General features: G+C 63.3%; 21 protein-coding genes and 1 pseudogene. 10 read left to right on the top strand and 12 right to left on the bottom strand.

The window, feature by feature from the left end; all coding sequences use genetic code 11:
* Positions 1-39 precede the first annotated feature (39 nt).
* Positions 40-633, top strand: a complete 594-nt coding sequence (locus BLT92_RS13955; RefSeq protein ID WP_092106492.1) for a helix-turn-helix domain-containing protein — start codon at positions 40-42, stop codon at positions 631-633.
* Positions 634-726: 93 nt separating this feature from the next.
* Here the strand turns inward: BLT92_RS13955 and BLT92_RS13950 are convergent, their stop codons facing one another.
* Positions 727-2,010 (bottom strand): dicarboxylate/amino acid:cation symporter, encoded by a 1,284-nt coding sequence (locus tag BLT92_RS13950; RefSeq protein ID WP_092106490.1) that lies wholly within the window; start codon positions 2,008-2,010, stop codon positions 727-729.
* Positions 2,011-2,210: 200 nt separating this feature from the next.
* Here BLT92_RS13950 and BLT92_RS13945 point away from each other — a divergent pair, with 200 nt between their 5' ends.
* The 4 genes from BLT92_RS13945 to BLT92_RS13930 all read left to right on the top strand — a co-directional run bounded on the left by BLT92_RS13945 (position 2,211) and on the right by BLT92_RS13930 (position 6,746).
* The gene (locus BLT92_RS13945) at positions 2,211-2,759 is read left to right on the top strand and encodes a (2Fe-2S)-binding protein (RefSeq protein ID WP_092106488.1); all 549 of its coding nucleotides are present in this window, start codon (positions 2,211-2,213) and stop codon (positions 2,757-2,759) included.
* Positions 2,756-3,790 carry an FAD binding domain-containing protein gene (locus BLT92_RS13940; protein ID WP_092106486.1) on the top strand — a complete coding sequence of 345 codons (1,035 nt, stop codon included), beginning with the start codon at positions 2,756-2,758 and terminating at the stop codon, positions 3,788-3,790. The genes BLT92_RS13945 and BLT92_RS13940 overlap by 4 nt, the downstream gene beginning before the upstream one ends.
* Positions 3,783-5,855: a xanthine dehydrogenase family protein molybdopterin-binding subunit gene (locus BLT92_RS13935; RefSeq protein WP_092106484.1), complete on the top strand. Its 2,073-nt coding sequence runs from the start codon at positions 3,783-3,785 to the stop codon at positions 5,853-5,855. The genes BLT92_RS13940 and BLT92_RS13935 overlap by 8 nt, the downstream gene beginning before the upstream one ends.
* Before the next feature lie 75 nt (positions 5,856-5,930).
* Complete coding sequence (locus BLT92_RS13930) at positions 5,931-6,746, top strand: nucleotidyltransferase family protein (protein ID WP_331712206.1); 816 nt, start codon at positions 5,931-5,933, stop codon at positions 6,744-6,746.
* Here BLT92_RS13930 and BLT92_RS13925 read toward each other — a convergent pair.
* Positions 6,685-7,905: an XdhC family protein gene (locus tag BLT92_RS13925; protein WP_092106480.1), complete on the bottom strand. Its 1,221-nt coding sequence runs from the start codon at positions 7,903-7,905 to the stop codon at positions 6,685-6,687. The genes BLT92_RS13930 and BLT92_RS13925 overlap by 62 nt on opposite strands.
* A 193-nt stretch (positions 7,906-8,098) precedes the next feature.
* Here BLT92_RS13925 and BLT92_RS13920 point away from each other — a divergent pair, with 193 nt between their 5' ends.
* Positions 8,099-8,608 (top strand): flavin reductase family protein, encoded by a 510-nt coding sequence (locus tag BLT92_RS13920; protein WP_092106478.1) that lies wholly within the window; start codon positions 8,099-8,101, stop codon positions 8,606-8,608.
* A gap of 58 nt (positions 8,609-8,666) precedes the next feature.
* On the opposite strand, the gene BLT92_RS13915 is transcribed toward BLT92_RS13920, so the two are convergent.
* From BLT92_RS13915 to BLT92_RS13880, 8 genes and pseudogenes are all read right to left on the bottom strand, one after another.
* Complete coding sequence (locus tag BLT92_RS13915) at positions 8,667-9,605, bottom strand: NADP-dependent oxidoreductase (RefSeq protein WP_092106476.1); 939 nt, start codon at positions 9,603-9,605, stop codon at positions 8,667-8,669.
* 115 nt (positions 9,606-9,720) lie between these two features.
* Positions 9,721-10,911: an NAD(P)/FAD-dependent oxidoreductase gene (locus BLT92_RS13910; protein ID WP_092106474.1), complete on the bottom strand. Its 1,191-nt coding sequence runs from the start codon at positions 10,909-10,911 to the stop codon at positions 9,721-9,723.
* Between the two features lie 48 nt (positions 10,912-10,959).
* Positions 10,960-11,760, bottom strand: a pseudogene (locus BLT92_RS13905) (SDR family NAD(P)-dependent oxidoreductase).
* Between the two features lie 211 nt (positions 11,761-11,971).
* Positions 11,972-13,045: an aldo/keto reductase gene (locus BLT92_RS13900; RefSeq protein WP_092106472.1), complete on the bottom strand. Its 1,074-nt coding sequence runs from the start codon at positions 13,043-13,045 to the stop codon at positions 11,972-11,974.
* 55 nt (positions 13,046-13,100) lie between these two features.
* Positions 13,101-13,337, bottom strand: coding sequence for a hypothetical protein (locus BLT92_RS13895; protein ID WP_092106470.1), 237 nt, complete (start codon positions 13,335-13,337; stop codon positions 13,101-13,103).
* Positions 13,338-13,542: 205 nt separating this feature from the next.
* A complete protein-coding gene (locus BLT92_RS13890; RefSeq protein ID WP_092106468.1) occupies positions 13,543-13,803 on the bottom strand; it encodes a VOC family protein in 261 nt (86 codons plus the stop codon).
* Between the two features lie 23 nt (positions 13,804-13,826).
* Positions 13,827-14,048, bottom strand: coding sequence for a hypothetical protein (locus BLT92_RS13885; RefSeq protein ID WP_092106466.1), 222 nt, complete (start codon positions 14,046-14,048; stop codon positions 13,827-13,829).
* Between the two features lie 221 nt (positions 14,049-14,269).
* The gene (locus BLT92_RS13880; RefSeq protein ID WP_231938839.1) at positions 14,270-15,643 is read right to left on the bottom strand and encodes an NAD-dependent succinate-semialdehyde dehydrogenase; all 1,374 of its coding nucleotides are present in this window, start codon (positions 15,641-15,643) and stop codon (positions 14,270-14,272) included.
* A gap of 142 nt (positions 15,644-15,785) precedes the next feature.
* Between BLT92_RS13880 and BLT92_RS13875 the strand changes: the two genes are divergently transcribed.
* Together BLT92_RS13875 and BLT92_RS13870 are read left to right on the top strand one after the other, a co-directional pair.
* Positions 15,786-16,067 carry a DUF6480 family protein gene (locus BLT92_RS13875; protein WP_197679618.1) on the top strand — a complete coding sequence of 94 codons (282 nt, stop codon included), beginning with the start codon at positions 15,786-15,788 and terminating at the stop codon, positions 16,065-16,067.
* A 149-nt stretch (positions 16,068-16,216) separates the two neighbouring features.
* The gene (locus tag BLT92_RS13870; protein ID WP_092106462.1) at positions 16,217-17,110 is read left to right on the top strand and encodes an SDR family oxidoreductase; all 894 of its coding nucleotides are present in this window, start codon (positions 16,217-16,219) and stop codon (positions 17,108-17,110) included.
* 56 nt (positions 17,111-17,166) lie between these two features.
* Here the strand turns inward: BLT92_RS13870 and BLT92_RS13865 are convergent, their stop codons facing one another.
* A complete protein-coding gene (locus BLT92_RS13865) occupies positions 17,167-17,472 on the bottom strand; it encodes a general stress protein (RefSeq protein WP_092106460.1) in 306 nt (101 codons plus the stop codon).
* Between the two features lie 729 nt (positions 17,473-18,201).
* On the opposite strand from BLT92_RS13865, the gene BLT92_RS13860 reads away from it, so the two are divergent.
* A complete protein-coding gene (locus tag BLT92_RS13860) occupies positions 18,202-19,404 on the top strand; it encodes an IS110 family RNA-guided transposase (protein WP_092106458.1) in 1,203 nt (400 codons plus the stop codon).
* Between the two features lie 174 nt (positions 19,405-19,578).
* Here BLT92_RS13860 and BLT92_RS13855 read toward each other — a convergent pair whose 3' ends face one another.
* Positions 19,579-22,131: an ATP-dependent DNA ligase gene (locus BLT92_RS13855; protein WP_092106456.1), complete on the bottom strand. Its 2,553-nt coding sequence runs from the start codon at positions 22,129-22,131 to the stop codon at positions 19,579-19,581.
* Positions 22,132-22,305: 174 nt separating this feature from the next.
* On the opposite strand from BLT92_RS13855, the gene ku reads away from it, so the two are divergent.
* Positions 22,306-23,229 (top strand): non-homologous end joining protein Ku, encoded by a 924-nt coding sequence (gene ku / locus BLT92_RS13850; protein WP_092106454.1) that lies wholly within the window; start codon positions 22,306-22,308, stop codon positions 23,227-23,229.
* Positions 23,230-23,246 lie beyond the last annotated feature (17 nt).

The raw sequence follows: 23,246 nt of genomic DNA, 5'->3' as shown, positions 1-23,246 counted from the left end.
TATTCTCAGCTTCAGATGATCCCGTGAGTGAAGGTATCCATGAGCGCCGAGAATGCCCCGCCGAATGCGGCTGATCCCAGTGTGGAGTACATGGGTGCGCTCATCCACCAGCTGCGGGAATCGGCCGGGATGACCCTGACCGATCTCAGTCGCGTCGCCGGTGTGAGTCAGGGGCTGCTGAGCCAGATCGAACGCGGTCGCGGCAACCCTGCATATCTCACGCTGCTCAAGATCGCCAAGGCCTTCAACGTGCCCGTCGGCAGGTTCTTCACCCAGGCTGAGGAATCTGCCGACAATCGTGTGGTCCGCGCCGACAATCGCCGCCAGCTGCAGGTCACCGATCGCGGACTCGTCTACGAGCTGCTGACGCCGACGATGAACGGCGAGCTGCTGGTGCTCAAGGTGCGAGTGCCGTCGGGATACTCCAACGAATCCGTCCCCTTCAACCATCACCGTGCCGAGGAGTGCCTGTTCGTCCTCGAAGGAACCTGCTTTTTCCAGGTCGGCGACGATGGGTACACGCTCGAAGCCGGTGACAGCATCACCTACCAGGGCGACCAACCGCATTGGTTCCGTGTTGTCGGTGACGCCGAGGCGGTCATCATCGCCACGATGACTCCCCCGGTGTTCTGAGGGATGACTCCCCCGGTGTCCTGAGGCGGGCTCGCGGCACGCTCGGCATCGTAGATGGGCGAATTTGCAAGGAGGGACCGATGTCGGACCGAGTTACGACGAGGAACCGTCCGCAGGCTTCGAAGCTGCGCGTTGCTCCCTGCTGACGCGCTTCTTCTCACTCTTGTCGATGAGATGGACTCCGACAAGATCGCCGGTGATGTTGAGCATCGTCGCTCCCATTCCGAGTATGACGTCGACACCGGCGACCAACGCGACGGTTTCGAGCGGCAGACCGGCTTGCTGCAACAGGATCGTCAGCCCGATGAGCCCGGCGCCGGGAACTCCCGCCGTACCGATAGAGACGAACGTGGCGGTGAGAACGATTGCGCCGAGTTCGAGCATGGACATGTCATGTCCCACGATATTGGCGGCCAGGACTACCGAGGCTCCGAGGCGAATCACAGCGCCGTCCATGTTGATTGTCGCTCCAAGGGGGATCACAAAGCCTGAGACCTCTTGGAGGATGCCCGCGTTCTTCGTCGCCTTCAGCGACACGGGGATAGTGCCGGAACTGCTCTGAGTGGTGAAAGCGGTGGCCATCGGCTCGCCGGCGACACGGAAGAACCCGCCGATCGGAATCCGATTGATCGCCAGCAGCGGAATGTAGACCAGGAGAATCTGTGCGGCAAGGCCTGCATAGACGACGCCGGTCAGCTTGCCCAGGGCTGCCAGTGCATCGAATCCTTGGCTGCCGATATCGCTGGCAACCAAAGCGAAGATACCGAACGGCGCGTATTGGAGTATTCCGGCGAGGATGCGGAAGGTCATTTCCTTGGCGGCCAGCACGAATTTGTACAGCAGCGTCCCGAAGTCTGAGATCGTCGAATCGGACGAGCGGCGCATACCCGCCATCGTGAGGCCGACGATCATGGAGACGAAGATCAGTGCGAGGATCTTGCCATCGGCCAGGGCCTGGAAGATGTTCTCGGGAAATATTCCGACGAGCTGGTCGATGAACGACGGAGGATCGGGCGTCTCTGTGCCCTTCTCGGGACGTTGAAGCCCCGTCCCCGGGTTGACCAGCAGCGCCAGAGCCAAGCTGATGACGACGGCGGCAACAGTCGTCATCAGATAGAACGCGAAAGTCTTGAAGGCGACCCTGACAAGACTTCCGGACCGCGTGCTGTTGACCGCATCAATCAACGTCAACATGATGATGGGGATGACGACCAGCTGCAGGAGGTTGAGCAGTATGTCACCGATCGGTGACAGAACCTGTGCTTGCTGCCCGAAGACCAGTGCGACAATCAACCCCAGGACGAAACCGCCGGTCATCTTCGCAAAGAGTGGCGTATCCCGGTAGCGGCGCCAGATGCGAACGAGGATTCGTGACATCGGTTCTCCTTCGCAGATGAGTGCCGGCTGGAGATGGTGGCATTCGGCGGCCCGCAATGATGCTGACCAATTGTCACTCTAACTCACGTCCGACCCGAGGCGACCCGCATTCTGGTGTCGCCCCAGCACACCCCTTGTCCGCCTCTCGCGGTGGGGGTAGGTTTGTCACACGTCGACAACGCTGTCTGGAGGCGACCCTCGTGGACCACTCGCTGAACCTCACCGTCGATGGTCAGAAGCACACACTGGCCGTGGACCCCCGAACCACTCTGCTCGATGCAATGCGGGACCGGCTGGGGGTGATGTCTCCCAAGAAGGGCTGTGACCATGGACAATGCGGCGCTTGCACCGTTTTGGTCGACGGCCGTCGGCTGAATTCCTGTCTGGCGCTCGCGCTGACCCATGACACTGCCGACATCACGACATCCGACGGCCTGGCCGCAGACGGCGAGCTGTCCACCCTGCATCGAGCATTCCTCGAACAGGACGCCTTCCAGTGCGGCTACTGCACCCCCGGCCAGGTGTGCTCGGCCGCCGGTGTTCTGCGAGAAGCGGCCGATGACGCGCCGAGCGTGGTCACCGACGATTTGGAGGCTCCCGTCGATCTGTCCGCCGAGGAGATCCGCGAGCGGATGAGCGGCAACCTGTGCCGGTGCGGAGCCTACGTCAACATCGTCGCGGCCGTCGGCCAGGCGGCCGCGGACAGCCAGACGGCCATGGACAGCCACGCAGCCGAGGAGTCGCGATGAATCCCTTCGACTACGAACGCGCCACCGACACCGCTGAGGCCGTCGCCGTGCTCACCCAACGGCCGGACGCGGTGTTCCTGGCCGGCGGAACCAACCTCGTCGATCACCTCAAGCTCGGCGTCACGGAGCCGGGGCTGGTCGTCGACATCAATCGCCTCGACCTCGCGCACGTCGAGGAGCTCGACGGCGCAGGGCTGCGCATCGGGGCGATGGTGCGCAACAGCGACGCGGCCGCCGACCCGCGAGTCCGACGCGACTACCCGATGCTCTCACGAGCCCTGCTCTCAGGGGCCTCCGGTCAGCTGCGCAACGCAGCGACCATGGGCGGGAATCTGCTCCAGCGCACCAGATGCGTGTACTTCCAGGACACGTCGACTCCGTGCAACAAACGCGAACCCGGCTCCGGCTGCTCGGCCATCGGCGGTTACACCCGCTACCATGCGATCCTCGGCGCGTCACCTGACTGCGTGGCAACCCATCCCTCCGACATGGCCGTCGCCCTCGCCGCCCTCGATGCCGTGGTCGTCGTCCTCGGTCCTCGTGGGCAGCGTCGGATTCCGATCAGTGAGCTCCATCGGCTGCCGGGAGATCATCCCGAGCAGGACACGGTCCTTGAGCACGGCGACCTCATCACCGCACTCGAACTCCCTCCCCCTCGCCGCGGTCGTTCGACGTATCGCAAGATCCGAGACCGCGCGTCCTATGCGTTCGCCCTGGTCTCGGTCGCCGCAATGGTCGACGTCGACGACTCGGGGCCGAAGCCGGTGATCCGCGAGGCCGCCATCGCCCTGGGCGGTGTCGCACACAAACCCTGGCGTGCAGGCGCCGCCGAGGCTGTGCTGCGGGGTGCTGAGCCGAATCAGGAGACGTTTCTGCGCGCGGCGGACGCTGAGCTCGAAGCCGCCGAGCCCGTGGAGGGCAACCGCTTCAAGGTCGTGATGGCACGCGGTGCCATCACGACAGTACTGACCGAGTTGACGGGAGCCCCGGAGACGGAGCCGGACGAGAACTTGGAGGACGCTCATGAGTGACCTGCTGACGACCTCGGCCATCGGCACCCGGCAGGTGCGCCTGGACGGCCCGGACAAGGTGCGAGGTCGTGCTCCCTATGCGTACGAGCACCCGGTCGACGATCCGCTGTACCTCTATCCTCTGCAGGCACAGATCGCACGGGGCCGGACAGCGAACATCGACACCTCCGCAGCCGAGGCGGTCGACGGAGTGGTGCATGTGCTCACCCACGACAATGCGCCCGAACTGCACAGCACGGAGGACGGGGAACTGGCGATCCTGCGCTCTCCCGAGATCGGATTCCGCGGACAGTACCTCGGCGGCGTCATCGCCACCACCCCGGAGCAGGCCCGCCATGCCGCCGGTCTCGTCATCATCAGCTATGTGGAGGACGATCACGATGTCGAGCTGCGGGAGGACCATCCTGCTTCCCGCACTCCTGAGTCCGGTGGAGGCGATGTCACCGTCGGAGACGTCGATTCGGCCCTCGCCGAGGCTGACGTCCGTGTCGATCAGCGATACAGCACTCCGATGGAGCACAACAACCCCATGGAGCCGCACACCACCATCGCCCGCTGGGACCGAGGCGAGCTGACCCTGTGGACTTCGACTCAGGGCGTTCACCCCACACGGTCGACGCTGGCGCCGATCCTCGGGCTGGAACCGGACCGGATCCACATCGTCTCCCCGCACGTCGGCGGGGGCTTCGGCTCCAAGGGTGTCCCCCATGCCGACATGATGCTCGCCGCACTCGCCGCCGAAGCGGTGCCGGGACGTCCTGTGAAGTACGCCGTGACCCGGCAGCAGATGTTCTCGATCACCGGCTACAGGGCACCGACCCTGCAGCACATCCGCTTGGGCGCACGCGCCGATGGCACGATCACCGCGTTCACCTTCGATGCGGTCTCGATGTCGTCGCAGACAAAGGAATTTCCGGAGGAGGCGACGAAGCCGGCACGCATGATGTACGCAGGCGACAATCGCCGCCTCACCCAGCGTGTGGTTCCTCTGGATGTGCCTGTGCCCTCGTGGATGCGAGCCCCCGGAGAGGCCCCGGGAATGGTCGGACTCGAGATCGCCATGGACGAACTCGCCGTCGCCACCGGAATCGACCCGATCGAGCTGCGAGTGCGCAATGACCCGGACACCGACCCGGACACCGGGATGCCCTTCAATCAGCGCCGTCTCGTGGACTGTCTGCGGGAGGGAGCGGAGCGCTTCGGCTGGGATCGCCGCAGCGCTCAACCGCGCTCTCGGCGGGAGAACGGCTGGCTCATCGGCCTGGGGGTCGCCTCCTCCACCTATCCGGCGGGCCGGCAGCCCGGCTCCGTCGCGCGCATCCGCCGAACGTCCGACTGCTATGAGGTGGCCATCGGTGCGGCGGACCTGGGCACCGGCACGTGGACTGCCCTGACCCAAGTCGCTGCGGACTGCCTGCAGGTGCCCATTGACCAGGTGGAGCTTCAGATCGGCGATACCGATCTGCCCAACGCAACGGTCGCCGGCGGCTCCACCGGATTGGCGAGCTGGAGCGCCGCCGTCATCGCTGCGACAGAGAACTTTCGGGCCGAGCATGGAACCGATCCCGCGACCGGAGCACAGTCACAGGGCGAAGCGCAGGCGAATCCGGCAGCCGAGAAGTTCGCCCTGCACTCCTTCGGCGCTCATTTCGCCGAGGTCCGCATCCATGCCGCCACCGGAGAGATCCGGGTGAATCGCATGTTCGGGATGTTCTCCGCCGGACGGATCGTCAACCCGCGCACCGCTCGCTCACAGTTCATCGGGGGGATGACCATGGGGCTGGGAATGGCTCTCCATGAGAAGGGCGAACTCGATCCGCGATTCGGCCACGTCGTCAACCACGACTTCGCCGAGTATCACGTTCCCGTCAACGCCGATATTACTGATATTGAGGCAGCGTGGCTGGACGAGGACGATCCGCTGGCGGGTCCACTCGGTGCCCGCGGCATCGGTGAGATCGGCATCGTCGGCGCTGCCGCGGCGCTCGCGAATGCCGCCTACAATGCCACCGGCGTACGGGTGCGTGATCTGCCGCTCTTCGGCGACGCGTTCCTGCCGCAATGACGACGAAGCCCGATCCGCCGCGATCGCGTCGAAGTCTGCACCTGTCGCGATGACGGCGAAGCTGGGCCTGGCCCGATGACCACGGAGACTGCTCCTGAGTGCGTTCAGGGGCCGATGACCGGATCCGCCGTCGGTCGGGGCCCGGTCGGGCTGGTCCTCGCTGCCGGCGCAGGTCGACGACTGGGTCTGGGACCGAAGGCACTGCTGCGCGGCAACGGCCGCACCCTCGTCGAGTGCCTCGTGGACGCCCTCCTCTCAGGAGGATGCCGCAATGTCACGGTCGTCACCGGTGCCGGGGCCGAGGAGGTCGCCACCATTCTGCGCGGGTCGGATCAGGTCCGGGTGGCCCGCAACCGGAGGTGGGCCGAGGGAATGGGTTCCTCGCTGCAGTGCGGACTGCAGACCATCGGCCCCGGAACCGATGTCCTGGTGACACCCGTCGACCGACCTGGCATCTGTGCAGAGGAGGTCGAACGCCTCATCGCAGCCCATCGTCCGGGGGCGATCACCGCAGCCGCGCACCGGGACGAGCAGGGGCAGCTGCGCCGGGGCCACCCTGTCGTCTTCGATGCGATATGGACCGCCGAGGTGGTCGCCGTAGCCCATGATGACGTCGGTGCTCGCCAGCTGCTCACCGCGCACCGCGACATCGTGGAATTGGTCGACTGCAGCGACCTCGACGACGGCGAAGACATCGATGTACCCGCCGACCTTCACCGTCTGAAGCTTCTGGATCGCTCCACCCGCCACTGCAGTGACGATGACAACCGCGGCGATGGCCGAGGCGGTGACGGAAGTGACGGCAACGGCCGCACGGTGTTCGACACGATCAATCATGGGGCCGGTCACGTGTCGCGCGGCTCGGGGGCGCGACCTGCGTCCGGCCGCTGAGGGGCGCAGCCTGGTTCCGGCCGCCGCGGACGGTGAGGATCTCCGCAAGAATCGAAACGGCCACCTCGGCGGGGGTCAGCGCGTCCAGGTCGAGACCGATCGGAGAGTGCAGTCGAGCCAGCGCTTCGCTGTCGACTCCTGCCTCCTGCAGAGCAAGACGTCGGTCTCGGTCGCTGCGTCGTGAGCCCATTGCCCCCACATAGGCGATGTCGAGCCCAAGTGCGTGGGCCAGGGTGGGAATGTCGACCTTCGGGTCGTGGCTGAGCACACAGATCATGCTGCGCTCATCGAGCTCACCTGCTTCGGCAGCCTCGATGAGGAAGCGGTGCGGCCAGGCTCGGACCACCTCGGCGCCGGGAAACGACGTCGGATCGGTGAAGGCAGGGCGGGGATCGCACAGAGTGATGCGATGACCCAGGGGCCTGGCGGCTTCCACCAGCGCCTGTCCGAAGGCGTTCGCTCCGACGATGACCAGGTGGGCCGGCGGCGTTCGAGTTTCGATGAAGAGTTCGATCGGCTCGTATTCGTCTTCTGGCGGAGCAACACGGACGCTGCCCGTGCGCCCGCTGCGGATCATTGACTCCGCACGCCGGACCGCAGTATCGAGGACCGACGGCGGCACGACCCCGGCAAGTCCGGCGGCAAGAGAAGCTGCGTCCCGTTCGGCGTCGAACTCAAGAGAATTTCTGCTGATGACACAGGGGCCGAGGAACTCCTCATGAGTCGCAGCGGGCAATCTCATGATCATCGCGATCGGGACGCTGTGACGTGTGCTCTGATCGCTCCCACGTAGGCTCTGATCGCTCCGACCGGCTTCTTGCCGCAGACTGGAGCAGCCCGCCCTGAAGCTTTGGATGAGCACATCGATTTTGCCGCCGCACATCAGCCCGACGGCAAAGGCATCGTCATCGCTGTACCCGAATCGCTGCACCGTGGAGAGTCCGGAGTCGAGCGCCTGCCGACAGGCATCGAGGACAGCACCTTCGACGCAGCCTCCGGTGAGCGACCCGTGGATCGCACCTGCGGCATCGACCAACATGGACGTGCCCACCGGCCGAGGCACTGATCCCTCGGTTCCGATGATGGTGGCGACCGCGATGTCCTGTGGTTCCTCCGGGTCGAAGAGCCGCTGCTGCGCGGCGGGCAGGACGTCCAGCATGTCATCGAGCCTATACCTTCCGGCCTGCCCGAAACAGAGCACTAGCGGGTCGAGCCGGAGTTTCGTAGACTGCCAAGATGGAGTTCTCGGCACGCGCCGCATCGCTTCTGCTGCCGGAGTCAGTCCCGGAGCTACGGGAAAGCCTGGTCAGGCCACCATCCCATTGATCGATCATGTGTGAGGAGACCGAACCATGAGCGAAGGGTCTATCGACGATCTCATGTCCTCAGCCGATTCCCCGATGATCGTCGTCACCACCTCGGCGGAGGGGGAACGGGCGGGCTGCCTGGTGGGATTCCACTCGCAGTCCAGCATCTCACCCGAGCATTACTGCTTCTGGCTGTCGAAGGCCAACCACACCTATCGGGTGAGCCTGCGGTCCACTCATTTCGCCGTGCACTTCCTCACTGCCGAGGACCTGGCCGTCGCAGAGCACTTCGGCGCTCTCACCGGCGAGGAAACGGACAAGTTCTCCGGACTCGATGTCGATACGACCACAGACGGCGTGCCCCTCCTCCGAGCTCTGCCGAACCGAATGCTGGTCAAGCGCATCGTGATGTCAGACGACGGAGGAGACCACGTCGGAGTCACGGCGCAGGTGGTCTCGGTCGAGACAACTGGGTCTTTCGCTCCCCTGCGGCTGTCCGATGTCGGTGATCTGTCTCCCGGACACGACAGCGACGAGCGCGTGATCGATCCCTGAAGCTGGGTCTATCCGCGAACGGGGCACGTCGGCCTCTGGCCCCGGAGTCTGCAGCTGGTCAGAATGTCAGGACGAGTCGCCCGCGGACGCCGCCCGCCTCTAAACGACGATGTGCTGCCGGTGCCTGGTCCTTGGAGTATGTCTCGGCCACCTGCAGAGTGACCGCTCCGTTCTCAGCCGCTTGGCGGAGCTCATCGAGTTTCGCATGTTCTCGTGCATAGTCGACGACCCAGATGGGTGTGAATGTGATGCCACGCTCGCCTGATTCAGCGTAGCCGCGCACCGTGATGACGCTCCCTCCGTCACTGACCGCCGGTGCGATCTTCTCGAGCATGAGAGCGCCGTCGATCACACCATCCACGCCATCGGGGTACCGCTCTCGTATGAGCTGAGGGAAGTCGTCGCCTCGGCTGAGCACGAGATCGGCTCCAAACCCGGTGACACGTTCCTCGTCGGACTCTTTGGCATCAGCAATGACGGTGAGCCCGTCCATTTTCGCCAGTTGCACCGCGTAACCGCCCATCGTGCCGGCTGCGCCAGTCACTGCCAGCACGCTGCCCTTGTCAAGTCCGAGAGTGTCCAGTGCCAAACGTGCTGTGAGTCCGTTCATCGGCAACGTGGCCGCCTGACGGTGGTCGAATCCGCGCGGAGCGCGGACGACTGATTCGATGGGCACGGCGATTTGTTCCGCATACGCCCCGTGAGTCCCTGTCGGCGTGAGGACTGCCATCACAGGGTCGCCGACTTTGAGATCGGTCTCAACGCCGTCTCCGAACTCCTCAACGACACCAGCGGCATCCATACCGGGCACGCGCAGCTCGGGTTCATCTTTGCCCCCGCGAACACGCGTGCCGCTGCGCAGCATGGTGTCGGTGGGGTTGACGGACGCCGCATGAACGCGAATCAGAACCTCCCCCGTGCCCGGGGACGGCGTCGGCAGGTCAACGACCTCCAGCACCTCAGGCTCACCTGGTTGATGGAATCCAACTGCTTGCATGTCGACCTCCTGGAGACGAGGAACTGAGTCTGGTTCGAGGCTACGCGGGTCGCCGCTGCGCGGCTACCCTCCTCCGACCAGACTCAGTCATTGGTCTCGCTTCCCCGCAGGCGACTCAGTCATCCGATGTCAGACGGTGCACGAGGTCACTCGGGGCATGGGCCCAGTCTTCGGCAAGAATCTCGCGAGCCGCATCGAGCTGACCCTTCCGATTGACCACGAGGACGCCTTGCACGCGCTCACCCTCATCCAGATAGAAGACTGCACCTTCCGAATGGGGCTGCACCCAGTCCTCCACTGTGCGAAGACTCGGATCCAAGGTGCCGACGGCCTGGTACCCGAAGTCGAAGACGTTCGTGTAGAAGTAGGGCGTATGGGTGTAGCTCTCGTCGCTGCCGGCCATGATCCGACCTGCAGCGGTCCCCATCTGGGTCGCGTTGTCGACGTGTTCGACGCGCTGACGGCCGAGGAGACGGTCAGGATATCGGGCGACGTCACCGGCTGCATAGACGTTCGGCCGGGAAGTCTGCAGCGACTCGTCGACGAGTATCCCGTCGTCCGTCGTGATCCCTGCCTGCTCTGCCAGATCCGTCGTCGGTTCGATCCCGAGGCCGACCACCACCGCATCGAATTCGTGCGAACCGTCGCCGTAGTCCAGCGACACATGATCAGCGTCGGAGCGGCCTCCGGAGACCTTCGTCCCAGCGACCAGTCTCACCCCATGTTTCTGATAGAGATCGTGGAAGCTGCGGGCAAGATCGGAGGGAAAGACCGAAGCGCCCAGGGTCTCGTCGTCGAAGATCAACGTTGTGTTCGTGCTGTTCTGCACGAGGGCCGCCGCCAGCTCGGTGCCGATGAAGCCCCCGCCGATCACAGCCACGTTCAGGTCCCGACCGGAGAATTCCCGCAGTCGACGGTAGTCGGCGAAGCTGCGGAAGTAGATGACTCGTTCTCCCTCCTCGAGATCGAGGGACTTCGGCCGCCCGCCGGTCACGAACAGCAGCTTGTCGAATTCGAACCGCTCCTCTGCCGTCGTCACGGTCCTCCTGTCGGCGTCGACCGCGGAGACTTCGGTGCGCAGATAGATCTGTGCTCCTGTGTTCTCTGCTGTACCGAGGAAGTTGTCGGCTTCGCTGAATTCCTCATCGGTCCACAGCTTCTTGCTCAGAGCGGGCCGTGTGTACGGCTCGTCGACATCGTCGCTGATGATGGCGATGGAGCCGTCGGCATCTAGTTCCCGTATTCCATTGGCTGCGGCGTCAGCAGCCATCCCGCCGCCGACGATCATGTACTGGAAGTGTGTCATGGCGAATGCTCCTCCTGTTGGTCTGATGCGCGCGACTGTTCGAACGGTCTAGATGGTCGCGACGGAGCCGGAGTCCACCCGGTAGTTGGATCCGTTGACGAAGCTGGCCGCATCCGAGCACAGGAAAGCGATGACATGGGCAACCTCCTCCGGGCGGCCCCTTCGACCCAGCTCCATGAACGGCCGCTCTTCGCGCAGGAACGACGCGATCGCCTCGTCGAAGGTGGAATTCTGCTCCTTCGCACGTGCGCTCATCATTTCGTCGGTCATCGGCGTCGCGATGAAGGCTGGGGACACGGTGTTGACCAGCACCCCTTCGGAGGCATAGGTCCGTGACAGGCCCCTGGCCAGGGAGAGCAAACCCGCTTTGGCAGCGCATTAGGGAAGCTCGTCCTCATAGGGCTGCACCGCATCCTCGGACGAGACGAAGACGATTCGGCCCCAACCGCCTCGGCGAAGTCCGGGAAGGAACGCTCGGGTGACGCGAACCGGACCCATGAGATCGACATCGATGGTACGGTCCCATCCCTCCTGAGAGATCTCATGGAACAGGCCTCCTGCGCCGTGGATGCCGGCGTTGTTGACCAGTATGTCGAGGTCTCCCACCTCGGCGGCGACATCGGCGGCGAGCCGGTCGACGGCACTGGCCACCGTGACGTCGGCATCATAGGCGAAGAGACTGTCCTTGAAGGCGGAGAGCCGATCGACGGCATCTTTGAGCTCGTCGGGGTCGGGGCCCGTCATGACGACGGTGGCACCCTCGTTCAAGAGAACGCGTGCGGTTTCGAACCCGATGCCGGAACTCGCCCCGGTCACGAGTGCTGTGCGGCCACGAATATTGAGATCCATCTGTCTCCCTCCACTGCATTGGTCATGGTCCCGAAGGACCATCCGTCTGTGTCGTCGATCATGGTGCGCGGTTCGTGTCTCACCGAATGATCAGGTGGTTTCCACGAGACCATCGGAGACCCACACGATAAGTGACTTCAGGGCTGTGTGTCAGGGCTTGTCAACTGAATCGTTGCGATGTATGCGAAGACCCGCTGCGCGGCAATCGTGTCTACTGCTGCAAACCGAAGACGTGTTCGTGCTGTTCGGCGCAGTACTCCGACTCGACCGCCTCTGGTCGGTCCTGGGCCGTCATCATCCTGTGCCACAGAGGATAGTAGGCAGGCAGCTGTGAAGCGGTGGTGATGCGATCGCGTGCATCCTGTGGCAGGGTCAGCTCCGCGGCGTCGAGGTCCTCCTTGAGGTGTTCGAAGCTGCGTGCCGCGATGACCGTGCCGTTGATGCCGGGTCGGCCCAGGATCCACGAGATCACCACCTGCGGTATCGACCATCCCAAGTCACCGGCGATCTCGCCGAAGAGTTCGATCAGGTCGTAGGCGCGGTCCCAATCCGTGACGTGCGGCTCCGGCCAGCCCGTCCCCTGCCGAGTATCCGAAGGAGTCGCCTCACCGCGTCGCACCTTCCCATTGAGCAGCCCTTCGCCCAACGGACTCCATCCGAAGGTCGCGACACCCAGATCACGGGCAGCCGGGATGATCTCGTACTCGATCTCCCGAGCTTCGGGGGTGTAGTACACCTGCTGGGCTATCGGGCCCTCGAGTCCGGCCAACTTCGCCTCGTACACCGTCTTCGCCAATTGCCAACCGTTGAAGTTGGACACTCCCCAGTACCGGATCTTGCCCGCTCTGATGAGCTCATTGGCGGTGGCGATCGTCTCGGTGATCGGTGTCTGCCCGTCCCACTGGTGGATGTAGAGCAGGTCCAGGTGATCGGTCTGCAGACGGCTCAGGCTGTCGTCGACTGCACGCGTCAGGTGGTACCGGCTGGCCCCTGAATCATTGAGCCCGTCACCGGTCGGCATGCGTGCTTTCGATGTGAGGACGACATCGTCGCGTCTGCTGCCCATGATCTCGCCGAGGACTCGTTCCGCATCGCCGGCCGAGTACAGATTGGCCGTGTCGATGAAGTTGACTCCGCGGTCCAGTGCTTCGTGGAACTGACGTTCGGCGTCATCGCTGCGGAGGCCTGCGATCTTCTCGAATCCTCCTCCGGACCCGAAGGGGATGGTGCCCAGTGCCAATCTGGACACGTACAGGCCTGATTCTCCCAGTCGTGTGCAGTCCATTGTGAACCTCTCCCTTCAACTTTCCCACGCAGAACAGATGAACATCGACCGTGCTCTAGCTCTTGGAGTCCGTCGCAGTTGGATGGCCCATCTCACGGGCGCAGTGCGAGCAGCAGAACGTGGTGTCGTCGGCCTCGACGCCGTGCCCGAGGATGCGGCATCCGCAATGTGCGCAGGTCGGGGCCATGGTCGCTATCGCGCACTCGAAGCTGTCGAAGACCCCTCTTTCCTCGCCTCTGGTGATCGTGAATGCCTTGTCGTAGTCGTTTCCACAGGTGTCGCAGATCGACATGATCCCTCCTCTGATGTGGTGATCGTGTCATCGCCACGCTAATGCCAGACCGCCGTCGGCGGAAGGGGGTGTCTCTTCCGCCTTGCCTCGGCCCCGTTCCAGCTCGGCCTCGTTTCAGCTCGGCCTCATTCCACTACGAGGCAGAACGGGCGGCCGATGTGACCGGCGTAGCCCCGGGAACTCGGATGGTCATCGGAACCATCGATCAGCCTCCACCGGCTGCAAAGACGGCTGGTTCGGCCTCGTCATAGGAATCGACCAGAATATCGATATGCACCTGGAGCGGCGCGGTATTGTCCGGCCAGGTCGAAGCGACGTAGTTCTCTGCTCTTTGGAACGACAGGATCTGTCGACCCGATGGTTCGAACAGGTTGATCCAATCGACGCTCTGGTCCTCCGTTGAGATGAAACCACCGAGGAGGGCCTGGTAGAACGTGACCGTTTCGAACGGCTGCGGGCAGTCCATCGCTGTGGTGTGCAGCCGACCGATCAGTCCGCCGGCGGGTAGTCGTCTGCGTCGTCCAGTTCGACCACGACGGCCTGGTCGACAATGTCCCCGTCATCTGCCTCTTGGACAGTTCGGGAGGAGGGTTCATACCCTGGGTTCTCATCTGAGCCCTCAGCGAAGGAAGGCGGAGTCACGTCCATTTCCTGCTCGTTGCGATCCACGTCAGGAACCTCTGCGTCGAACGCCGGTGTCTTCGAACTCATCGTGTTGCCTCCTATCCATTGGGTGTCCTCCCACGATGCAGGTGCAACTCCGGGCGGGCGCGCGTGGCTCCGTTGGTGCAGCCACAGACGCTGGCCTCGCCTTCAGAGCTGGCACCTACGGCGGCTCATGATCATGAGCCCACGCTAAGGCCACCACCAGCAGGTGGCAAGGGTGGTGGACAAGGTGAGCACTCGGATGCTCCGATCGCATTCTTCAACGGTCAGGGCGTGCGAATGAGCTTCTTGTTGAGGAACTCCTGGATGCCCTCCGCACCGAGCTCGCGTCCGACGCCGGAGCGTTTCGTTCCGCCGAACGGCAGGTCCGGTTCGGTCCACGTGGCCTGGTTGATCCAGACCATGCCGGTGTCGACGCGATCGGCAACCCGCTGTGCCTTCTCCACATCGTCACTGACCACCGTCCCGCCGAGACCGTAGGAGGAGTCGTTGGCCAATTCGATGGCTTCGTCCTCGTCCTTGACGGAGTACACGACGGCAACAGGGCCGAACAGTTCTTCAGCATAGGCTCTCATCTGCGCGGTCACGCCGGTGAGCACCGTCGGCTGAACGAAGGCACCGGGGCTGTCGACACGTTGGCCGCCCGTGTGCACATGCGCTCCATGGTCGGTCGCGTCCCGGACCTGTTCCATGAGATCCTGCGCGGCCTGTTCGGAGGACAGCGGCGCCAACGTCGTCGCTGAATCTCTCGGATCGCCGGCGACGAACTGTGACATCTTGTCCGTCAGCAGGTCCACGAATTCCTCGTAGACGTCGTCGAGGACGATAAGACGCTTCGAAGCGATGCAGCTCTGTCCGGCGTTCGCCATGCGTCCCGCAACTGCTGCGCTGACCGCAGAATCAAGATCGTCGGCATCGAGCACGATGAACGGGTCGCTGCCGCCCAATTCCAGGATGGACTTCTTCAGGTGCTCTCCGGCGCCGGCGGCCACCGCCGAACCTGCGCCTTCCGAGCCGGTCAGCGAGGCGCCACGCACCCTCTCATCGGCGATGATCGTCTGGATCTGGTCATTGTCGGCGAACACATTCCGATAGCAGTCGCGCGGCAGGTTGGCATCGCGCATGATCATCTCCAACGCCAACGCCGACTGCGGACAGTTGGACGCGTGCTTGAGGATGACCGTGTTGCCGGCGACCAGGTTAGGCGCGGCCAGACGCACGACCTGATAGTAGGGGAAGTTCCACGGCATCACACCCAGCAGCGGACCGATCGGTTCACGCTTGAGCACCGCGTGGCCACCGCTGGCTGGCGAGAGCGGCTCATCGGCCAGCATCTGCGGTCCCTGACGAGCGTAATAGCGCAGAATCTTGGCTGAGAGCTCAACCTCTGCCTCGGCTTCGGACGGCAGCTTGCCCATCTCGAGCGTGAGGAGTTCGGCAAGCTCTGACCTGCGCTCGTCCATGAGATCCGCGGCCCGATCGATCGGGATCGTCCGCTCCACGGCAGGCGTCGTGCGCCATTTCTGGAAGGCCTCATCGGATGCGTCGAGCAGTGCAGAGATTTCGGTGTCTTCGGCAGTGGGGAACTCTTTGAGGATTTCTCCCGTTGCCGGATTTGTGGTCGTGAACTTCGCACTCACAGTATCTCCTCTCATTGGGCCCGGGATGTCCCACCGGACCATAGCTTCACGGTCTCAGACCATCCCGGCCTCGGCTACCCCCTTTCCGGGACCTCGACCAGCCGCTATGCTTGCGATCCCACGCGGAAGGAGATGAAGATCTGTGGTTTCACCCCAGAACAACGAGTCTGATCCGACCAACACGCGCCACACCACCGGCAATCCCAATCTCGACCCCGATCCCGAAGGGGACCCGGATCTGGAACAGGGAGGCGGTGTCACTCCAGGTGCCACACCGCCGGAATCGAACTCTGCGACAGCATCACCGCCGCACCCGCCAGACCGCCGCGCGCCACGCTCGCGATGGGCGATCGTCGGGATCGGTGCCGTGCTGGCAGTGATCATCGTCGTCTTCGTCGCCTACGCCGTCGGAATGTTCGACTGAGCTCTCACACTGCTCAGCTGAACCGTCGGTCGGTGCGATTCACGACTGACGCAGAAGGTGACGACCTGAACCGACAAACTCCCCGGCGGGTGAAGTGCTTCTGCGCAGTGCCTGCGGAATTCGCGAAATCTAGGTAAGGAGAACAGCACATGAGTGACCAGTTGAGCTTTCAAGATCCAGTCAAACGCTTTCCCGACATATCTCCGCCCAAACAGGATCAGCCAGAGCCCGGCTTGGATGCGGAACTCATTCCCGGCACTGACCGTGGGGAAGACAGCTACCGAGGCACCGGCAGGCTGGAAGGGCGGAAAGCGCTGATCACCGGCTCCGACTCAGGGATCGGGTCAGCCGTTGCCATCGCCTTCGCCCGAGAGGGGGCGGATGTGGCTCTGTCCTATCTGCCCGAAGAAGAAGCCGATGCCCAACATGTGTGCGAGGTGATTCGCCAGTCAGGCCGCCGAGCGGTTCCCCTCCCGGGCGACCTCGCCGATCCCGATTACTGTGCGGACGTAGCCGCTCAGGCAGCGGAAGAACTGGGCGGGCTCGATGCCCTGGTCAACAATGCCGGGCGACAGATAGCCGTCGAGAGAATCGAAGATCTCACCGCGGACCAGTGGGAGCGCACCTTCCGAACGAATATCGAAGCGATGTTCCGTGTCGTGAAAGCGGCTATCGGCTATCTGCCGGCGGGATCGACGATCGTGAACTCGACATCGATACAAGCCTATTCACCGTCGACCCATCTGCTTGACTATGCGTCGACCAAGGCTGCGATCAACAACTTCACCAAGGGCCTGGCGACTCAGCTGGCACCTCGGGGCATCCGAGTCAACGCCGTGGCTCCAAGACCGATCTGGACCCCGCTCCAGGTGTCGGACGGCCAGCCGAAGGAGGCGCTGCCCCATTTCGGAAAGAACACCCCGTTGGGACGCGCTGGACAGCCTACCGAGCTGGCACCCGCTTACGTGTTTCTCAGTTCGTCGGAGTCGAGCTATGTCCTGGGCGAGACTCTCAATGTCAATGGGGGCCAGCCCAGCCCCTGATCCTCGCAGCATTCCGGTCATTCAGGTCGCTGCGAAATGATCGCGGAGGGCTTCTGCTATCTGATAAGCAGCAGAAGCTCTCCGCCGTCGAGCTTCTCTTCAAGGTCACCGGACTCGTCAGAATCGAAGCCGAACGACCGAAGAAGACTGCGAAGCGCTTCGCCCTTCCCGTTGTAGCGTTCGGCGACCAGATCCGAGAGGTCGTGGGGCTGAGCATCGGCGTCACCGACAACACAGTCCATACGGGCGTCATCGTGGCCGATCACGTAGAGTCCGTCTTTCGACACACCCTCGGATGTCAGTTTGCTGACTGCGTTGAGAAGCCCGATGTCGTCATGGAATGCCCTGACAGTCGGTTTCATACCAGTTCACCCTCGTCCTGACTTCTGTCCGATTCCGCGTCCCGCGGCGTAACCGGATCCGAAATTGTCGTGCTGTCCAGTGTCGTCACGCTACCAGTGTCGTCACGCTGGCAGGGCCCAACACCTGTTGGCCTACTGCACTGAGCATCAGTCCCTTCACCCGGTCACGGTCGGGCGACAAGAAAGACGGAGCTCGATCGGGTGAGTTCGGACATGAGCCGGTCAGTAATGCGCTGGCGGGTCGCTTGCAGGGAAGGACTCCTCTTCCCATTCATCGACCAACGCGTCATCGTGTTCTTTGGTGGAGTTGTCTGTTCCAGGCGTTTCAGCAACATCGTGCGGCGCTTCATCGGGAACAGTGTTGAGGGTCGTTCGCGTGTTCTCGGTAGCTCCCGCACCTCTCCGGTGCCGTCACCGTAACAGGATCCCGTGAGTCTCGTACCCCCCGTTACCTTTTAAGTAGCCCTACCATCCGTCAGGATAGAAGGGGTCGCTGGCCTGAGGATCCCGGCATGATTTAGTCCCCCAGTCACCATGATCAGGGGGGGTGTAGTCACCGGGGTTCGAAGGCACCAGGGAAATCGCTGATAGGGGCCAGAACCACTGGCAGAACACATGCCTTGAGCCCGACCGTAACGTGGATGCCGAACCTTGGAGCCACACCTAACATCACCGGCCAGCCCAACCACAACCAATATCCGATCACATGAGTCGAAGAAGATGAGTGACATGATCACCAACCACGCTGACATCGACGTATTCATCGGCATCGATGTCGGCAAACACAACCACCACGCCGTCGCCCTCAACCGCGACGGAAAACAACTGTTGTCGAAGGCGCTGCCGCAGAACGAAACGAAACTGAAGGCCCTGATCACCCGACTGCGTAAGCACGGGCAGTTGCTCGTCGTCGTTGACCAGCCCGCCACGATCGGGGCCCTGCCGGTGGCGGTGGCTCAAGCCGAGGCAATCCCGGTTGCCTACCTGCCGGGGTTGGCGATGCGTCGCATCGCCGACTTACACCCTGGTGAGGCGAAGACCGATGCCAGAGATGCCGCGATCATCGCCGAGGCCGCCCGGACCATGCCCCACACTCTGCGGGGCATCCGGATTGCCGATGAGAACGTCGCCGAACTGTCGATGCTGTGCGGCTACGACGATGACCTGGCCAAGCAGGCCACGGCGACATCGAATCGGATCCGCGGCCTGCTGACCCAGATCCACCCCGGATTAGAGACCGCCATCGGCCCGCACCTGGACCACCCAGCGATGCTGGCGCTACTGGCGAAGTACCCGACGCCCAAGGCCCTGCGGCACGCCGGCAAACACCGAGTCGAGACTCTCCTGCGCAAGCAGGCACCGCGGGCCTGGAAACGGTGGGCGGCAGCGATCTTCACCGCCTTAGACGGGCAGACGGTCGTGGTGTCGGGCACCGACGCGGCCGGGCTCGTGCTGCCGCAGTTGGCAACTTCATTGGCGAAGACACGCACGTCACGGGACGAAGTGCTGGTACGCATCGAGGAGCTGGTCCAGGCGCATCCGCTTTTCGGGCTCCTGACGTCGATGCCGGCAGTCGGCGTCAGGACGACGGCGAGGATCCTGACCGAGGTGGTGGGTAAGGACTTCGAGTCTGCCGGACACCTGGCATCGTATGCCGGCCTGGCGCCGGTGACGTGGCGGTCGGGGACATCGATTCGGGGTGATCACTCGTCGCGGCGGGGTAACAAGATCCTCAAACGGGCCCTGTTTTTGTCGGCCTTCGCGGCGTTGAAGGACCCATTGTCGAGGGCGTATTACGACAAGAAGCGTGCCGAGCATAAGAAGCACAATCAGGCGTTGATCGCGTTGGCACGAAGGCGATGCAACGTGCTGTACGCGATGTTGCGCGATGGCACCTACTTCCACGCACCCGAGGTGGCCACCGCTGCCTGAACCGTGTCGAAGCGAAGTGCCTGATCAGTCCGGGAGACAGTTCCCGGACAGATCACCCCTGCCCCTCGACCCCGACCGAATATTCTAGAGAAACCTGACCTTTACCCCTTGACGAAAAACATAGGGGCACCCCCCGCGTCGTCGGCCACGCGAGCATGCTCGGGCCCACCCGGTTCAGGTGGTGACGTCCTCCGGGTCGATGTCGGCCCGGAGTCCACGCCACACAGGATGACGGAGACGACCGGCCTCGGTGGTTCCTCCGTATTCGACTTCGCCGACGAGGCCGGCTCGCACCCACTGGGCATCTCGCGACTCCGCGGCGGGGACCTCCACCGGCGGTGTCTTCCTGGTCAACCGATCAAGCTTGGCCCGCAGAGCCTGCAGCTGGTGCTCGTCGAAGCCGGTGCCGACGCGCCCCAGATAGACCAGGCCGTCCTCGTCGTGGGCCGCCAGCAACAGCGAGGCGAAGGTATCGGAGCGTTCCCCCTTGCCGATGCGCCACCCGACGATGATCACGTCACGGGTCGCCGAGTGTTTGAGCTTGGCCCATGTCCGGGTTCGCCTGCCCGGCAGATAGGTGCTGCCGGTCTTCTTGGCCATGACTCCTTCGAGCTTGAGTTCGCGGCTGGACTCCATCGCCTCGTCGATGGTTCCGTCGAATGCAGTCGGCACATGGATGCTCTCGCCTTCGGTGACAAGCTCACCCAGTCGCTCGCGTCGCTCGGAATATGGCGCTTTCAAGAGGGAAGCACCGTCGGCGTGCAACACGTCGAAGACCATCAGATGCACCGGTGTCCGCTCGAGTTCACGCGCAATGTCGCTCTCTCGTGTCAGGCCCATTCTGCGCTGCAGTCTCCCGAAGTCCGGACGGCTGCCCGGGCCCAGTGCGACGATCTCACCATCGAGGATGCAGTCGACGTCCACACAAGCGGCGAGCTCCCCGAGTTCGGGGTAGGCCTTCGTCAGGTTCTTGCCATTGCGGCTGGTCAACGCGATCGACCCGGGCGAATCTTCTGTACCGACACGAACGGAGGCGAGCGCACGGATGCCGTCCCACTTCATTTCGAACGCCCACTCCTGTGCCTGAGCACGCACGGAGGCGATATCGCCGATGCTGGCCAACATCGGGGACATATCGGTGGGCTCGGCCTCCGCGGAATCGGTGCGACCGGAATCGGTGCGCTTGGTTGAGGCTGCGGCCCGCGTCGGCGAGCCCTTGGACGGCTTCTTGGACGAGTCTTTGGTCAGGTGGATCATCCAGTTCTTTTCGGGTTCCTTGTTCGGCCCGTGCTCGCCGGTGTTGAACAGTGCGAACCGTCGCACTCCTTGGAGCCCACCGTCGGAGGCTCCGTGGAGAACAGCGATGATCTCGCTGCCTTCCTTCCACTTCTCGAGCTCAAAGGTCCCCGAATCCCAGATCGTGACCTCACCGGCACCGTATTGGCCCTTCGCTATCGTGCCTTCGAAGCTCCCGTATTCGAGAGGGTGGTCTTCGGTCTGGACCGCCAGATGATTGTGTTCCGGATCGCTCGGCGGGCCCTTCGGCAGCGCCCACGAGACCAGCACACCGTCGTGTTCGAGTCGGAAGTCCCAATGCAGGGTGCTGGCGTGGTGCTCCTGAATGACGAAGCTGAGCTCGTCCCCACTGGTCCCGTGGCCCTCGGGCACCGGTTCGCTCGTGCGCTTCGGGTCGCGCTTCGATCGGTAGATATCGAGACGGTCGCGGGGTGCCTCCGCTGAGGTCGACGAGTCCTTCGTCGAATCGGGTGGCGCCCCCGCCGAGGTGGGTGTCGGGTTTGCGGAATCACCGACGGTTTTCGCCAAGGGTTCGAGCAGATCCCCGATGTCGTCGAGTCTGTCGAGAACCTCCTCGAAGTGCAGCTGTTCGACCGCGGACGGGTCGTCGAGTTCGTCCCAGGTTCGCGGTGCTGCCACGGTGGGGGTGAAGCGGCCGCGCATCGAATAGGGGGCCACGGTCGTCTTCGCCGCGGAGTTCTGGGACCAGTCGATGAGCACCTTGTTCTCTCGCAGCGTCTTCTTCATGGCTGAGACGACGAGATCTTTGTGATCGGCTTCGAGGCTGCGCGCCAGCTCGTGGGCGACGTCCGATATCTGCTGGCTGGAGGCTGAGGCGTCGAGCGGCGCATAGAGGTGGACCCCTTTGGAGCCGCTGGTGACCGGGTAGGCGTCGAGGTCCATTCCGTTCAACAGCTGCCTCACCAGCTGTGCGACCTCGACGCAGTCGGCCAGTTCCCGGCCGGGACCGGGGTCGAGGTCGAAGACCATGCGGTCGGGGTGCCGTGTCGTCGAATCGATGGTGCCCGGATCGGATGACCCCTTCGCGACCCGCCATTGAGGTATGTGAATCTCGAGTGAGGCCATCTGTGCAAGGTAGGTCAGTGTCGCACGGTCCTGGACCAGCGGGTACCTCTTGGACCCGGTGGAATGACGGATGGAGCGGGAAGTGATCCACGACGGTGCGGATTCGGGGAGATTCCTCTCGAAGAACACCTCTCCGGGTTCCTGCGGTGTGCCGACTCCGTCGACCCAGCGTTTGCGGGTGGCGATGCGGCCATGGGCGTGCCGGATCAGATGCTGCGCGACGTGCGCGTAGTAGTCGAGCACTTCACCTTTGGTTGTGCCCGTTTCCGGGTAGAAGACCTTGTCGAGATTTGTCAGCGTCAACCGATGCCCGTCGACGGCGACCTTCTGCTCATGACGTGACATGGACACCCCCTGTGGTGTGTACGCTACTCGCTTGCAACGGACTGCACGAGGGGGCACGGACGCGGGCAACGGCACAACCACCTCGGCGGGGGCCTTCCAGGTCGGGCGGGCCTGCAGGTCGGACCGTCTCCAACGGGGGTAGCCAAGGTTCTGAGACTGGGTTTCAATGGAGGAATGAGAGCGATTTGGACCGGATCGATTGCGTTTGGCCTCGTCAACGTGCCGGTGAAGCTGTACTCGGCCACCGAAAGCCACGACGTCAATATGCACCAGGTGCATGAGAAAGACGGCGGCCGCATCCGCAACCAGCACCGTTGTCAGGAGTGCGGGAAGGTCGTCGAGTCTGACGACATGGTCAAGGCCTACGACGATGGCGAGAATCGGGTGATCCTCACGAAGGACGACTTCGAGGCCCTGCCCGCTGATGAGAATGACGACCTCGAGGTCCTCCAGTTCGTGCCCAATGATCAGATCGACCCAATCATGTTGGAGAAGTCGTACTTCCTCGAGCCGACGTCGAAGACCCCGAAGTCCTATCTGCTTCTGCGCCAGACCCTCGAAGACACCGACCGCACGGCCATTGTCACGATCACTCTGCGCACCCGCACACGACTGGCAACCCTGCGGGTATGCGGAAAGGTGCTCATGATCCAGACCTTGCGGTGGGCCGATGAGATCCGCGACGTCGACTTCAAGGGCGTGGACTCCCAGGCGAAGATCTCCAAAAAGGAACTGGACATGTCGGCCAAACTCGTCGAATCGTACTCGGAGGACTTCACACCAGAGGAGTTCAACGACGATTACCAGGAAGAACTGCGCAAACTCATCGATGCGAAGATCGACAAGGGCGAGAGCCTCGACCTGGAGAAGGCCTTCGGCGATGAAGAAGAGGACGAAGAGCCAGGCGGCGACGTCATCGACCTGATGGAGGCTCTGCAGAAATCCGTCGACAGTTCCCGCTCCTCGAAGAAGGGCTCAGCCTCATCCAAGAAGGGCTCGAGCACATCCGGGGCGAAGAAGAGTTCGGGCAAATCCGGTGCTAAGAAGTCGTCGGGGAAGTCGTCGTCTTCGAATTCAGGGAAGAAGAAGACTGGTTAGCGCGCGGCTATGAGATA

Source organism: Brevibacterium picturae (assembly GCF_900105045.1).
In the GTDB taxonomy this organism is placed as follows: Bacteria; Actinomycetota; Actinomycetes; order Actinomycetales; family Brevibacteriaceae; genus Brevibacterium; species Brevibacterium picturae.
Note: the sequence above shows the minus strand (reverse complement) of the source record. Positions and strands in the feature narration are given on the sequence as shown.

Bases quoted from the DNA above. Each gene is read 5' to 3' on its own strand.
- BLT92_RS13955 (WP_092106492.1), top strand. From the start codon at position 40: ATGAGCGCCGAGAATGCCCCGCCGAATGCGGCTGATCCCAGTGTGGAG.
- BLT92_RS13940 (WP_092106486.1), top strand. From the start codon at position 2,756: ATGAATCCCTTCGACTACGAACGCGCCACCGACACCGCTGAGGCCGTC.
- BLT92_RS13890 (WP_092106468.1), bottom strand. From the start codon at position 13,803: ATGGACTGCCCGCAGCCGTTCGAAACGGTCACGTTCTACCAGGCCCTC.
- BLT92_RS13870 (WP_092106462.1), top strand. From the start codon at position 16,217: ATGAGTGACCAGTTGAGCTTTCAAGATCCAGTCAAACGCTTTCCCGAC.
- BLT92_RS13855 (WP_092106456.1), bottom strand. From the start codon at position 22,131: ATGTCACGTCATGAGCAGAAGGTCGCCGTCGACGGGCATCGGTTGACG.
- BLT92_RS13885 (WP_092106466.1), bottom strand. From the start codon at position 14,048: ATGAGTTCGAAGACACCGGCGTTCGACGCAGAGGTTCCTGACGTGGAT.
- ku (WP_092106454.1), top strand. From the start codon at position 22,306: ATGAGAGCGATTTGGACCGGATCGATTGCGTTTGGCCTCGTCAACGTG.
- BLT92_RS13930 (WP_331712206.1), top strand. From the start codon at position 5,931: ATGACCACGGAGACTGCTCCTGAGTGCGTTCAGGGGCCGATGACCGGA.
- BLT92_RS13950 (WP_092106490.1), bottom strand. From the start codon at position 2,010: ATGTCACGAATCCTCGTTCGCATCTGGCGCCGCTACCGGGATACGCCA.
- BLT92_RS13935 (WP_092106484.1), top strand. From the start codon at position 3,783: ATGAGTGACCTGCTGACGACCTCGGCCATCGGCACCCGGCAGGTGCGC.
- BLT92_RS13920 (WP_092106478.1), top strand. From the start codon at position 8,099: ATGAGCGAAGGGTCTATCGACGATCTCATGTCCTCAGCCGATTCCCCG.
- BLT92_RS13895 (WP_092106470.1), bottom strand. From the start codon at position 13,337: ATGTCGATCTGCGACACCTGTGGAAACGACTACGACAAGGCATTCACG.
- BLT92_RS13900 (WP_092106472.1), bottom strand. From the start codon at position 13,045: ATGGACTGCACACGACTGGGAGAATCAGGCCTGTACGTGTCCAGATTG.
- BLT92_RS13865 (WP_092106460.1), bottom strand. From the start codon at position 17,472: ATGAAACCGACTGTCAGGGCATTCCATGACGACATCGGGCTTCTCAAC.
- BLT92_RS13925 (WP_092106480.1), bottom strand. From the start codon at position 7,905: ATGCTGGACGTCCTGCCCGCCGCGCAGCAGCGGCTCTTCGACCCGGAG.
- BLT92_RS13860 (WP_092106458.1), top strand. From the start codon at position 18,202: ATGATCACCAACCACGCTGACATCGACGTATTCATCGGCATCGATGTC.
- BLT92_RS13915 (WP_092106476.1), bottom strand. From the start codon at position 9,605: ATGCAAGCAGTTGGATTCCATCAACCAGGTGAGCCTGAGGTGCTGGAG.
- BLT92_RS13910 (WP_092106474.1), bottom strand. From the start codon at position 10,911: ATGACACACTTCCAGTACATGATCGTCGGCGGCGGGATGGCTGCTGAC.